Here is a 12,684-nt window from a genome sequence, read left to right as displayed (position 1 = left end):
TTTACGCCTCCTCATTTAACTCATCCATAACCTTTGTACCTACTACTTCCTTTAATTTATATATCTTATAAATCAAACTATTATCCATTCTAAAACTTTTTTCTTCATCCTCTAATATAAATCCTCCAATTATGGGAGTTTTTGACGGTTTTATATTAAAAGACTTGGAAATGTATTGTAGCTCCTTTTCTATATCATCTTTAAATTTTTTAATATCCTTCTCAGACAAATATAAAGTAAAGCTTTCTGGAATTTCTTGACTTTTTAAATTTCTAATTTCACTTAACAGATAATTTTTATATTCCTCTGTACTACTGTATTCTTTTACACCTTCCTTTACTTCTTCTATTGTTTCTCTTATTATTTCTTCTTTTATATTTAAGAGTTTTCTTTGTGTATCCATTTTAACTTTAGATATATTTTCTCTTTGTTTTGATGTAATCTTCTTTTCTATATCCTTTATAGTTTTTTCTTTATAGTTTTCTACTTTTTCATTTTCTTTTGATAGAATTTCATTTATTTCGCTCCTATTTTTCTCCTCTTGCTTTTTAAATTGCTCCTCTATTTCATTAAATACTATTTTGGTAAATAACTTTAACTTATCTTCAATAGTAGTCATATATATCACCTCAAACCTTTAAAGTTTTAGCCCTATAGCTTCTTTTACATAATTTAAAAGATGATCTTCTCCTTTTTTAGAACCATGTCTATCAGGTATTTCTACCACAAGAGGTAAGAATTTAGATAATTTTATTTTACTTAACTCCCCCGGAATAAGATCTGCAATTTTTTCTGTAACTATTATAGTGCTTATTTCCTTGTCCTTTAATAAATCCTCTAATACTTCTAACACTTCTTCTCTTTCATGAACCACAGTTCCTTTTATTCCTGCTATTTTAAGTCCTACAAAACTATCTACATTATCACTTATTAAAAAAGCTTTCATACTTGTGAACTCCTTAGGTTAAATTCTTGAAAGTATCATTATAGAAATTATAAGCCCATATATAGCAATACCTTCTGCAAGGCCTACATATATAAGTGTTTTACCTAATATTTTAGGGTCCTCTGAAACTGCACCAAGGGCAGATGATCCCACAACCCCTACTGCATAGCCTGCACCTATAGTTGCAAGCCCTGTACATAGTGCTGCTGCAATGTATCCCATTCCTGAAGCTGTAGCAATTGAAGTAGTTCCTGCTGCACTTACTATATCTGGAATCATAAGTATTATTGCAGCACTTATAACTGGAATAAATGCTCCAAGATTTATTTTAAGTGCCCTTTTAACTTTTTTATTTCCTTCTAAATCATCCTTAACCTTTTGTGTAAATCCATAAGTTATTGTTCCTAAAACTATACAAAATGTAACTAATAATAAATAAAACATTATTTTTCCTCCTCATTTATCAATTTAGATATTTTCATTAATTAAATTTTCACTATTATCAAGCTTTATTGGCTGAAATTCTATGCCTCCTCCTTCATAATACTTACTAAATAACTCATAATATTCAAGTCTCAATCCTTGAATAAACACTATAAGCCCTTCAAGTCCAATTATTATGATATTTCCTAAAACATACATAAATATACTTCCTGCTTCAGAATTCATCATGTTTGCTAGTGAACTAAATGCTATAAATAATCCAACATGATTCAAAGCAAAAGCTCCTACCCTTATAAAAGATATAGTATTCGAAAACATTCCAAGAAGAGTTTCCAGTACTCCGAATCCTCCCTCAATAAAGTAATCACTTTTACTTTCTCGATAAAGTGGCCTTCTACCCGTTAGTAAATTTGCTAATGGCTCTTTAAATACCATAATCATGAGCATTGCTATAAATAAAACTATCCATATTGAAGTTCTAAATGTATTTATCCCTAAAACCTTTGAATAAACGAAGTAAAGCAAGAGCAGATAAAACAAAAGACCATTTACTCCATCTTTCCCAAATACCCCATTTTCTAGATCTCTTCTTTTAAAGTTATTAACTAAGCTAAATATAAATCCTATTACTAGAAGCATGCATCCAAATATTATTGCCATAATTAAGATATCTTGTATATTTTCCATAGGTCTTATAAAGGCTGCCGGAATTACATCTTCAAACCCAAATACGCTTCCATATAAAAACCCAAATATAGTTGAACTTATTCCGAGCCTTGCAAGTATTCCTCCTAAATTTACTCTCCTCATCTTATACTTTAAAAACAACCCTGCAAGTAAAAATACTATCCCTTGACCCACATCTCCAAACATGGCTCCAAATATAATCATATAACTAATTCCTAAAAACAATGTAGGATCTGTTTCATCATAGCACGGAGTACCATACATATTTACCATAACCTCAAAAGGTTTTACAATAAAATTGTTTTTAAGCCTTGTTGGTGGAGTTATAGTTTCATTATTTACTTCATCAGATTCTTTACTTAAAACAATTATTTTATCTCCAAAATTATCTAACTTTTTATTAAGATTTTCTATATCCCCTTCTAAAACCCATCCACAAAGATAAAAAAATTCACTTGTGCATGCAGCATAATTTTTAAGCTCAGAAGTTTTAAGCTGAAGTTTTAAGCTTATATTTAGTATATTTATTTCTTCCTTGTTTTCCTTATATATTTTTCTCATTTGTCCTTCTAACTGTAATATTTCTCTTTGCAGCACATTAAACTCTTGTTTAAGCTTTTCGTATATTTCAAGCGGTGTTCCTTCATATTGCCAAGGAATTTCGATAGTTTCTAAGTTTAAAGAACTTAATATTCTATCTGATTCCTTTTTTAACATTTTAGGAGTTATAATCAATTCTATCCTATAATCTTTAGCCTTATATATTTTTTTCACCATAGAAGGTATATTTTCATAATTAACCTTTAGCTTATGTGAACTTTCCAATGATAATTTGTATACCCCCACATAGAAATTGCTTAAGTTTTTTATTTCTTGTAAAGGTACGTCTATATCTTTAAGGTAAGCTATATTATTTAGGAATAACTTTAATTTTTCCTGTGCTTCTTTTTTATCCAGTAATTTTTCATAAATTTCTTCAAACTTACCATCCATCTTTATTATTTCATCTAAAAGTTCTTCATAATTTAAAATAAGTTCTTCCTCTTGTACCGGAAAATTTTCCTTCACGTTTACAATTTCTAAAATTCTTTTTACATGCGTTTCTATAGGTGTATAATCCCTTTCATGCCCATAAGGTTTTACATAATTTAAATCAACAATTTTTTCCAAGTTGTCCTCTGTAGCAGAAATAGTAAACTCCGTAGTACCTATTTCATTCATGGCATTTACAGGATGCAATCCATTAAAAAGCACCACCTGTTTAGCTACATTTTCAAGCAAATCCATAGTTCCTATAATATTTACCATTTTCATTTTTTCTACGGACACAAAGCTTCACCCCCCTTAAATTTTAATAATTATCTATATATCTATAGATCTCTTCTGAACTTAATGAATATCTTTTACCTTCAACTATTGATACTATATATTTTATTTCTAAGAATACTAATTCCAAATAAGAAACTACTACAGATACATCCATTGAATTTTCTTTGGCATATTTTAAATACAAACTTTTCATATATCTTAATATATCGCCTACTACTAAATAATCATCTTTTTTTCCCTCCCCAAATATCTCTACATATGGAGAATATTTTATTAAGCTAAAAAGTTCTTCTATACTTTTTGAATAGCATAGATTTTTTAAATCCTTTAAGTGAAGTCTATATCCATCATATATTGTGTAGTTTAATAAAATTTCTGGTGCTATATTATAGTATTTTTTGCCTCTAAAGATCCATTGTATATTTAAAAGATCACTGTATACACCTATTATATTTTTAAGAATTCCACGGCTTTCCTTATGAACTTTTTCCTCAATCTTTCTAAGTTCACTAAAATATGAAAAATCCAGTGACATTTCTATCCTAAACATTCCCCCTTCTTTTATAGAATTGAGTAGTGGGAAAATATGATTATAATATTTTGTATCTTTAAGTGTTTCAATAGCTTCTTCTATACTTCTTGCCGAAATTAAAGTGTCATAATTTATTTCACTTAAGGGACTTTTGTAGGTCATAAGTGACTCTATATCTTCTTTTTCTCTTCCTATATATTTACCCCTAAGTATTACCTTTAAGTCTTCTATTTCAAGCTTCATAAAAAGTACTTTTATTAAATTTTTATAGTCCCCTTTAAAATAGTGACTAAGTTTATAAAAAATTTTAGTATAATATTTTTTTAATATTTTTTCTAATTGTCCTCTGTGCAAATCCTGTACATTATAATCTTTTAGCACTTCTTTATAATTTGTATTTTCTTTTAAGTAGCTAAGAGCCTGTACATAATCTTTTGCATTTATAAGTTCATCATACTGCTCTTTTGTAAGGAGTTTACCCTTAAGTGCCTTTGCCTTAGTATTAACTGCAGCAAAATTTGCAACACTTCCCATAATTATTCCTCCTTAGTTAATGCAACAATATTTTCTATAGCATCCCTTACTACTTTATTTTTTATTTTTTCATATTTACTTTTAAATGCCTTTTCTTTTTCTTCTAATTGCTTTTCAATATCTGATATTATCATCTCTTGTTCAAGTTTCTTTTTGCTTATGATCTCTTCTTTTATTTTAGAAATTTCCTCATCTGTTTTCTCCCATAATAATTTTATTTTTTCTTCTACTTCCATTTTTTCAGTTTTTAATTCCTCTTCTTTTTGCATTTTTAATTTTTCAGCTTCTTTATCTATAGATATAATGCTTTTAATTGCATTTTGCATATATTCACCCCATTCATATAATTATCATGATAATTTTTATTATTTTTTATTCCTTTTTTTATATTTATTGTCTATTGTACTCCTGTAATTTTAGATTTAAAAGGCTCACATACCGTAAATTGCTTGAACTAATTAGTGCAAAACTAGTAATTTCTGCATGTAATCATCCTAGGTAGCTTGCTATTTGCTTTTATGGCATATTTCAGATGATTCATAAAATAAAATTAAGATTTAAAAATTTACTTAGGGATTATCTATTATTATTATTATTATTATTTAAACAAAGTTTTTTTATACTATCTCTTAATATAATATTCATTATCACTTTGTTCTTCATTCACATATACTAAAATATAGCTTTACTGATTGAAAATATTAAGGAGTTGGTTTTAGTGGATAAAGTAGCTGTTAAAGAGATATTTATGAATTATCACTCTTTATCAAATTCTACGATGGCAATTAACAATATATCATTTACCGTCAAAGATGGGGAATTTTTAAGCATAGTTGGTCCTTCTGGCTGTGGTAAATCAACAGTTTTAAATATAATAGCAGGACTTTTAAAACCATCTTCTGGAGAAATATTTATAGATGGTGAAAAAGTAGATAAAGTTTCTCCTAAAGTTGGATATATGTTTCAAAGGGATCATTTATTTGATTGGCTAACAGTGCGGGACAATATTTCATTAGGTTTGAAAATTCAACATAACTTAACAGAAGAAAGAAAGGACAAAATAAATCAACTTTTAAAGGATTATAATTTATGGGATTTTAAAGACCATTATCCTAAAGAGCTTTCTGGAGGAATGCGTCAAAGAGCTGCGCTTATAAGAACTCTTGCCTTAACTCCTGAAGTACTTCTTCTAGATGAACCATTCTCTGCACTTGATTATCAAACAAGACTTAATGTAAGTGATGATATATATAATATATTGAAAAAAGAAGGAAAAACAATAATTATGGTAACTCATGATTTATCAGAAGCGATTTCCATGTCTGATAGGGTAATAGTTTTATCTAATAGACCTGCTGAAATTAAAAGAGAATTAGAAATAAGTTTTTCTGGCTTAGAATGTAAATCCCCCTTAAAATGTAGAGAAGCTTCAAACTTTAGAGTGTACTTTAATGAACTTTGGAAGGAGCTGAATTCCTGATGGTTGACTTTAACAAAGAGCGTGAAAATTATATTGAAAATATCAAGAAAACAAAGTGGAAAATTACCTTAACTAGACTTTTCATATTAATATTATTTTTTGCATTATGGGAAATTGCTGGACAGCTAAAATGGATAGACCCATTCCTAACCAGCACCCCATCTAGAATGTGGAAGAGCCTTTTAAAAATATACAGTGAAGGTACATTATTTAAGCATATAGCAGTTACATGCTTTGAAACAATTATTGGATTTTTACTTGGCACCGTACTTGGGACCCTTATAGCAATACTTTTGTGGTGGTCTGATTTTTGGTGCAAAGTTCTTGATCCTTATCTTGTAGTTCTAAATGCCCTTCCTAAAGTAGCACTGGCACCCATCATAATATTTTGGGTAGGTAATGGAATGAAGGCAATAATAATGGTTGCATTACTTATATCCATAGTTGTAACTATAATAGGTGTACTAAATGGATTTAAAGAAGTGGATGAAGATAAAATAAAACTTTTAAAAACCTTTGGAGCTAACAAGTGGCAGATACTCTCTCACTTAATTGTGCCAGCATCTATTCCTACTTTAGTTTCGGCTCTCAAGATAAACGTTGGCCTTTCTTGGGTTGGAGTTATAATGGGAGAATTCTTAGTAGCTAAGGATGGATTAGGATTCTTAATAATATTTGGAGGACAAATTTCTCAACTTGATATGGTAATGATGAGCATAATTATACTTTCTGTACTTGCCTATATTATGTATGAAGCTGTAGCTCTAATAGAAAAAAAATTTAATACTCAATCTCGTAGATAAATTATGAATATTTTTTTAAGTTTTGGTTATTATTTCTAATGTAATATTTAAAGATCATATGAAATATATTAATAATAGGGGAAATGTAACCAAAGGAGGAAGTTTTCAATGAATTACTTTCAAGAGGCAAATGATTACTATAATTTAAAAGAATATAAAAAAGCTATATCTCTTTATCAAAAATCAATACTTGTTAAAGAAAACGAAGCAGCTTCTTTATATAATTCTGCAGTATGTTTTATAAAACTTAAAGATTATAACAATGCAATTCCTCTTTTAAAATCTGCAGTAAACTTAAAAAGGGATAGTAAGTACTTTTTTAATTTAGGATACTGTTATGCAATGCTAAAGGATAATAAGAAAGCTTTAATATATTTTAACACCGCTTGGGCACTAGACAACGAAGATAAAGATTGTGAAAAGGCTATAAATATAATTATGAAAAAATATAAAGTCTAAAAAATACGAAGCGATTAAAAATTGCTTCGTATTTTTTCTACCACTCTCCTGCGATATTTGCATCTTTATGATCTAGATCAAATCTTTTGCTATTAAAATAATCTCCGCCCTTATAAAATGTAGGATCTACATTTATCCACTTATCTTCCTCAGCAATGTATACTTGATTCCAAGCATGGCTTACCCAGCTTACTCCGTTAAATCCTTGCCCTGTAACTAATCTTACAGGTATATTATTTGCTCTCGCCATGGCTACATAAAGACATGCATAATCAAAACATATTCCTTCTCTAGTTTCAAATGTTGGTATCGCTCCTGACTCTACTTGGAAATTGTTATTTAAAACCTTATGTGCTTTATTATAATCGTACTCTATATTTTTCCCAATCCAAGTATATAATGTCCTTGCCTTATCTTTAGTTGTTTTTTGTTTAGATACGAGTTCCCTTGAAAAATTATCTATTTGCTTATTAGATTTTATACCCTCATTTAAAGTTACCCCGTTATAATATACAACAGTTCTCTTTGCTTGATTTGTTATATTTGTTGAATTATTTGATTCTTTTACAACTATTTTAAATGAATTGTTTATAACTTCTGGAAGCTTTTTGGCAAGATTTGAATTTGTTACAGGAATTATAGTAGTTTTACATACATAATTATATACCTTAGAATCTTCTAAATACTTATTAAACGAATCATTGGTATAAAATATTGATGCTATATTTAATGCTAAAGTAACAAATAAAATATAGGATATCGCTTTAGGAAACTGAAATATTCCACCTACTATACTTTTGAAAAATCCGCTTTTTTGCCTTAAGTGACTTTCTATTCCATCTAAAAGAGGATAAGATGTTATGCTATTTAAGGCATTAAGTATAAATAATGCTATCCTATATATAATTATCATTATTGCAGGTATTATAAATATATATATTATAAAAGGTTTACCTTCTATATACTCTACTATATTAGGAGGTATTGATTCATATAACCTTTTATATACTCCTGTATCATGCTGAATAAAAAGTTTTTTCCCATAAACTATACCTAAAAGCAGCGATATAATAAATGATATACTTTTGTTCATTTCTTGTATGTCAAATTTCAAATTCCTAGATGAGAACTTAAATACAAATCCCTTAATTATTGGATATATAAACACCAAAACCAAAGCCACAGTAATTGGATTTACACTCTTTAACATACTATCATCACTCCTTTCATGATTTGTAGAAATCTTTGATTTTGTTGCAGAATTTATAGAAATCTATGATTTCGTTATAAATTAGCACAGTTGGATTAATTTCAAATGTTTAATTACAAATCAGCACATCTCAATTAATTTAAGATCTCTCCTTTAACACCCGATTTAAAAATGACTTTACATCCTCCCAAGGGTATCCCCTTCGCATAAGATAATCTCCTAACTTTTTATATATTTTACGAGTATCCTCTTCCCTTTTTATAAGCTGTCCATACTTTGACATGCCAAGCTTTTCTAGAGAATCTTCTTCTTTTTCCTTATCTATATTTTGAAGTTTTTCTTTAATTATAGATTCATCTAATCCCTTTTGAATTAAAGAATACTTTATTTTATTTCTTCCTTGACTTCCCAATTTTTCTTTTACATACATCTCTGCAAACTTACTATCATCTAAAAAGTTATACTCCTTTAAAAATAAAATCACCTTATCTATGGTTGATTTTTCATACCCCTTTATTAAAAGCTTTTCCACAATTTGTTTTTGTGTTTTATAAGCCTTTTCTATGATATGGAGAGCGTCATTTTTGCACTTTATATAATTATCTTCTTCAATTATGCTTTTTATCTTGTCTATATCTATTTTTTCTCCAGATTTAAGTCCATAATTATAAATTATTTCCGCACTGCATGCAAATAAGAAATCTTCATTTACATAAACATTAACTCTATTTTTATTTCTCTTTTGTACTTCAATTTTTGTTATAATGTGTTCCAAAATACCCTCCTGCTATCTATAGTTAATAGTTTTAGTTGAAATTCATCCATTCTGAATTTCTACATTAATTATTATCTACTAGTTTTTAAAATGTGGATTGTTGGATTTGAAAGCACAGTATGTGCTATTTTATATATATCTTCTTCCTTAATTTCCTCAATTTTTTTCATATCATCTAAAAATCCCTGTATACTTTCTCCATCAATCATCTGATGTATTACATAATTACTTAAGTCAGTAGGATCTTCTAATGTAAATACTATTCCAGTCTTTAATACCTTTTTCATAAGATTTATAGTTGCATCATCAAATGATATTCTTGCCTCATTTATGTCTTCTAAACACTTATCTATAACTTTAATGCTTTCCTTTATATTTTCTTCTGCAACTGCAGTGTAAATATATAAAGATCTTACATAATCAGTAGTATCAAGATTTGTATATACATCATAAGCAAGTCCTCTTTCTTCTCTTAAGTTTCTAAATAACATAGAATTACCGCTATCTCCTAATTTATGATTTAATATTTTAAGTGCCATTTCTTCTTCTTTAGTAAGCTTTGGAAACGTAAATAAATAAATTATTGTACTTTGTTCTATATCATTTTTATAAGATGTGTGGATTCCAGGAATATTTGTTTCCACATTAACTTTTTTAATAATGCTTTCCTTAGCTGCAGCATTCTTAAAATATTTTTCTACTAATTTATACACAAAATCATGATCATAAGGTGATACTATACTTACATACATGTCATTAGGTATATAATGATTTTTATAAAAATCCATAAGTTTTTTTCTTGTAAAACTTTTTACATGTTTTTCTGTACCTAAGGTATCATATTTTAAAGGACTATTAAGATATGATAATTCATTTATTCTTTTAAAACTATAGTCTTCTACATCATCTTTGCTTGTCCTTATTTCTGCCAGAACTACTCCTTTTTCCTTTTTCAATTCCTCCTCAGGAAAACTAGAATTCAAAAGCATATCACTTACTATCTCCAGTGACTTTTCAAGCTCTTCACTTAAAGCAGTAACGCTGCAAACTGTGCACTCAAGATCTGTATAGGCATTATACTCTCCACCTAATTCCTCTAACTCCTTATTTATAACTTCATTACTTCTATTTGTAGTCCCCTTAAAAAGCATATGCTCAATAAGATGACAAATTCCCTTTCCATCTTCCTCTTCATATATAGAACCTATTTTAACTCCTGCATGTAATGAAAATACCTGCGTATCCTTTTTTATAGAAACCAAATTTAAACCATTTGGTAGTGTACTTAGTTTTGAATCAAACATATATTATCTCCCTCTATTTAGTTAATAATTAATACTTAATACTAAATCTTAAAGTATTGCAATTTTATTATAATTTATATACCCTTAAAAGTGAAATGAATATTTTACTACATATTTTTATGTTAATCTTAGTAAAATTACTTTTTGTAAAATACTGTGATATAATACAAGCAAATATATCCATAATTTATAAATTCAAGGAGTGGTTTTATGAAAAAATATATCTTAATTTGTGTTTTATTTATATCTTGTTTTTTTATGTTTGTAGGTTGTAATGACTCATCCACTAAAGAAAATGAAAAATCCCTAGTGATTTCAGCTGCATCAAGTCTTACGGACCCATTAAATGAAATAAAAACTAATTTTGAAAAAGAAAATAATATTAAAATAAATATAAACTATGCAGGTTCAGGCACTCTTAGAAAACAAATAGAAGAAGGCGCACCTGTAGATATATATTTTTCTGCGGATAAGGATAACTATGAAAAACTTTTAAAATCTAATACAATAGATAAATCTTTAGAAGGATACACTATAAAAAATGAAATAGTTCTTATAATAAATAAAAACTTTAAAAACCATGGAGATATTAAATCTATTGAAGATTTACGTAAAATAAAGTTAGACAAGTTATCCATAGGAACTCCAGAAACAGTTCCAGCAGGCAAATATGGACTTGAAGCTCTTAATTATTATAACATTTTTGATAATTTAAAGGATGATATTGTTTATGGAAAAACTGTAAAAGATGTCCTAAACTATGTACTTACGGGAAATGTAGATGGTGGAATAGTATTTAAAACAGATGCCTTAGGTAAAGAAGATAAAATAAGTATTATAAATATTCCATCACAAAGCCACAGCGAAATAGTTTATAAGTGCGGAATACTCACAAACTCTAAAAGCAAGGAAAATGCTCAGAAATTTCTACATTATTTAAATGAAGAGTCTAGTAAGAAGATATTTGAGAAGTACGGATTTAACTATTAATTGATAATTACCATTGTTAACATTGTGATATGAAAATTTCTTCTAAAAATCATTATTTATACGAAAGGTTTGGGACTTGCTATGGGTAATGCAATAATTTTATCTTTAAAGATTTCCATTATATCTACAATTACAGTTCTTATATTAAGCTTAATTGTTTTAAAACTTCTTTGGAAGAACAACTCTATAATGAGAGATTTTATTGAAACTATATTAAGTCTACCCTTAGTACTCCCTCCTTCAGTTATAGGATATATATTACTTATAGTTCTTAGTAAAAATAGCACCTTAGGAAAATTACTATATAATAACTTTAACCTTCAAATTATATTTACAACTAGTGCAGGAATTATAGCAGCTGTTATAGTATCCTTTCCTCTTATGTATCAAAGTATAAAATCTTCTATAATAAGTATAGACAAATCTTGTATCGAAGCGGCCCGTACTATGGGTGCCTCAGAGCTCCAAATATTTTTTTATATAATGATTCCCATGTGCTGGCCAGGACTTATAAGTGGAATTATCTTAGCCTTTTGCAGATGTATTGGAGAATTTGGAGCAACACTTATGGTTATGGGAAACATCCCTGGTAAAACTCAAACAATACCTCTTGCTATTTACTTTGCAGTAGAATCAGGTAATACTGATTATGCAAATATCCTTGTATTTATAGTTATTTTACTTAGTTTTTCACTTAACCTTATATTAAACTTATATTTAAAGAAAAAGCTCTCTTAGTATAATATATATTAACTTTAATATCATTTCGTTAAAAACATTTATACATATAAGAAAAGTCAGCCTATTGGCTGACTTTTTTAATTAATGGTTAAATTATTTTCCTATAAACATTTGTGTCCAGTAATTATTATAGAAACCTACACCTATTTCAGTAAAGTTACCATTTAATATGTTTGCTCTGTGTCCTGGTGAATTCATCCATCCTTTTACAACTTCTTCTGGAGTTCTTTGTCCATAAGCAATGTTTTCTCCTGCTGCTCTATAGGAAATTCCAAAAGATTTCATCATATCAAATGGTGAACCGTATGTTGGTGAATTATGGTCAAAATACTTCTTATCAACCATATCTTTAGATTTTATTCTAGCAACTTTGCTTAATTCAGCATTTAATGTTAGTGGTTTTAAACCTTGTTTTGATCTTTCAATATTTGTAAGTCTTACTACTTCTTT

At 28.2% G+C, this 12,684-nt stretch carries 15 protein-coding genes; 5 read left to right on the top strand and 10 right to left on the bottom strand.

Translation table 11 applies throughout. The annotated features are described in order from the left end of the window. Window position 1 precedes the first annotated feature (1 nt). Genes CRN98_RS11370 through CRN98_RS11345 form a run of 6 tightly spaced genes read right to left on the bottom strand, consistent with a single transcriptional unit; the run spans window position 2 to window position 4,798 of the window. Entirely contained in the window at window positions 2-619 is a 618-nt protein-coding gene (locus CRN98_RS11370) for a V-type ATP synthase subunit E (RefSeq protein ID WP_097027550.1), read from the bottom strand. A gap of 18 nt (window positions 620-637) precedes the next feature. Next, window positions 638-946 (bottom strand): V-type ATP synthase subunit F, encoded by a 309-nt coding sequence (locus tag CRN98_RS11365; protein ID WP_097027549.1) that lies wholly within the window; start codon window positions 944-946, stop codon window positions 638-640. Between the two features lie 18 nt (window positions 947-964). Then, window positions 965-1,390 carry an ATP synthase subunit C gene (locus tag CRN98_RS11360; RefSeq protein ID WP_097027548.1) on the bottom strand — a complete coding sequence of 142 codons (426 nt, stop codon included), beginning with the start codon at window positions 1,388-1,390 and terminating at the stop codon, window positions 965-967. Between the two features lie 24 nt (window positions 1,391-1,414). Beyond that, window positions 1,415-3,406 carry a V-type ATP synthase subunit I gene (locus CRN98_RS11355; RefSeq protein ID WP_097027547.1) on the bottom strand — a complete coding sequence of 664 codons (1,992 nt, stop codon included), beginning with the start codon at window positions 3,404-3,406 and terminating at the stop codon, window positions 1,415-1,417. A 22-nt stretch (window positions 3,407-3,428) separates the two neighbouring features. Next, window positions 3,429-4,472, bottom strand: a complete 1,044-nt coding sequence (locus CRN98_RS11350; protein ID WP_097027546.1) for a V-type ATPase subunit — start codon at window positions 4,470-4,472, stop codon at window positions 3,429-3,431. Window positions 4,473-4,474: 2 nt separating this feature from the next. Next, a complete protein-coding gene (locus CRN98_RS11345) occupies window positions 4,475-4,798 on the bottom strand; it encodes a hypothetical protein (protein ID WP_097027545.1) in 324 nt (107 codons plus the stop codon). Window positions 4,799-5,190: 392 nt separating this feature from the next. Between CRN98_RS11345 and CRN98_RS11340 the strand changes: the two genes are divergently transcribed. From CRN98_RS11340 to CRN98_RS11330, 3 genes are all read left to right on the top strand, one after another. Next, window positions 5,191-5,952 (top strand): ABC transporter ATP-binding protein, encoded by a 762-nt coding sequence (locus CRN98_RS11340; RefSeq protein WP_097027544.1) that lies wholly within the window; start codon window positions 5,191-5,193, stop codon window positions 5,950-5,952. Continuing rightward, the gene (locus tag CRN98_RS11335; protein ID WP_097027543.1) at window positions 5,952-6,755 is read left to right on the top strand and encodes an ABC transporter permease; all 804 of its coding nucleotides are present in this window, start codon (window positions 5,952-5,954) and stop codon (window positions 6,753-6,755) included. The genes CRN98_RS11340 and CRN98_RS11335 overlap by 1 nt, the downstream gene beginning before the upstream one ends. A 108-nt stretch (window positions 6,756-6,863) precedes the next feature. Then, on the top strand, window positions 6,864-7,214 hold the full coding sequence (locus CRN98_RS11330; protein WP_097027542.1) for a tetratricopeptide repeat protein: 351 nt from the start codon (window positions 6,864-6,866) through the stop codon (window positions 7,212-7,214). 37 nt (window positions 7,215-7,251) lie between these two features. Here CRN98_RS11330 and CRN98_RS11325 read toward each other — a convergent pair whose 3' ends face one another. From CRN98_RS11325 to CRN98_RS11315, 3 genes are all read right to left on the bottom strand, one after another. Beyond that, window positions 7,252-8,424: a transglutaminase-like domain-containing protein gene (locus CRN98_RS11325; RefSeq protein WP_097027541.1), complete on the bottom strand. Its 1,173-nt coding sequence runs from the start codon at window positions 8,422-8,424 to the stop codon at window positions 7,252-7,254. A gap of 139 nt (window positions 8,425-8,563) precedes the next feature. Then, window positions 8,564-9,199, bottom strand: coding sequence for a recombination regulator RecX (gene recX, locus CRN98_RS11320; protein ID WP_242960920.1), 636 nt, complete (start codon window positions 9,197-9,199; stop codon window positions 8,564-8,566). 71 nt (window positions 9,200-9,270) lie between these two features. Then, entirely contained in the window at window positions 9,271-10,503 is a 1,233-nt protein-coding gene (locus CRN98_RS11315; RefSeq protein WP_097027540.1) for a M16 family metallopeptidase, read from the bottom strand. A gap of 210 nt (window positions 10,504-10,713) precedes the next feature. Between CRN98_RS11315 and modA the strand changes: the two genes are divergently transcribed. After that, on the top strand, window positions 10,714-11,493 hold the full coding sequence (modA, locus tag CRN98_RS11310) for a molybdate ABC transporter substrate-binding protein (protein ID WP_097027539.1): 780 nt from the start codon (window positions 10,714-10,716) through the stop codon (window positions 11,491-11,493). Window positions 11,494-11,574: 81 nt separating this feature from the next. Next, complete coding sequence (gene modB, locus CRN98_RS11305; RefSeq protein WP_097027538.1) at window positions 11,575-12,231, top strand: molybdate ABC transporter permease subunit; 657 nt, start codon at window positions 11,575-11,577, stop codon at window positions 12,229-12,231. A gap of 96 nt (window positions 12,232-12,327) precedes the next feature. Here the strand turns inward: modB and CRN98_RS11300 are convergent. Beyond that, window positions 12,328-12,684 (bottom strand): CAP domain-containing protein (locus CRN98_RS11300; protein ID WP_242960918.1); only part of this gene is annotated, 357 nt, incomplete at its 5' end.

The organism is Clostridium peptidivorans (genome assembly GCF_900205925.1).
Lineage (GTDB): Bacteria > Bacillota > Clostridia > Clostridiales > Clostridiaceae > Clostridium_AK > Clostridium_AK peptidivorans.
This window is presented reverse-complemented; position numbering and strand designations above follow the sequence as displayed.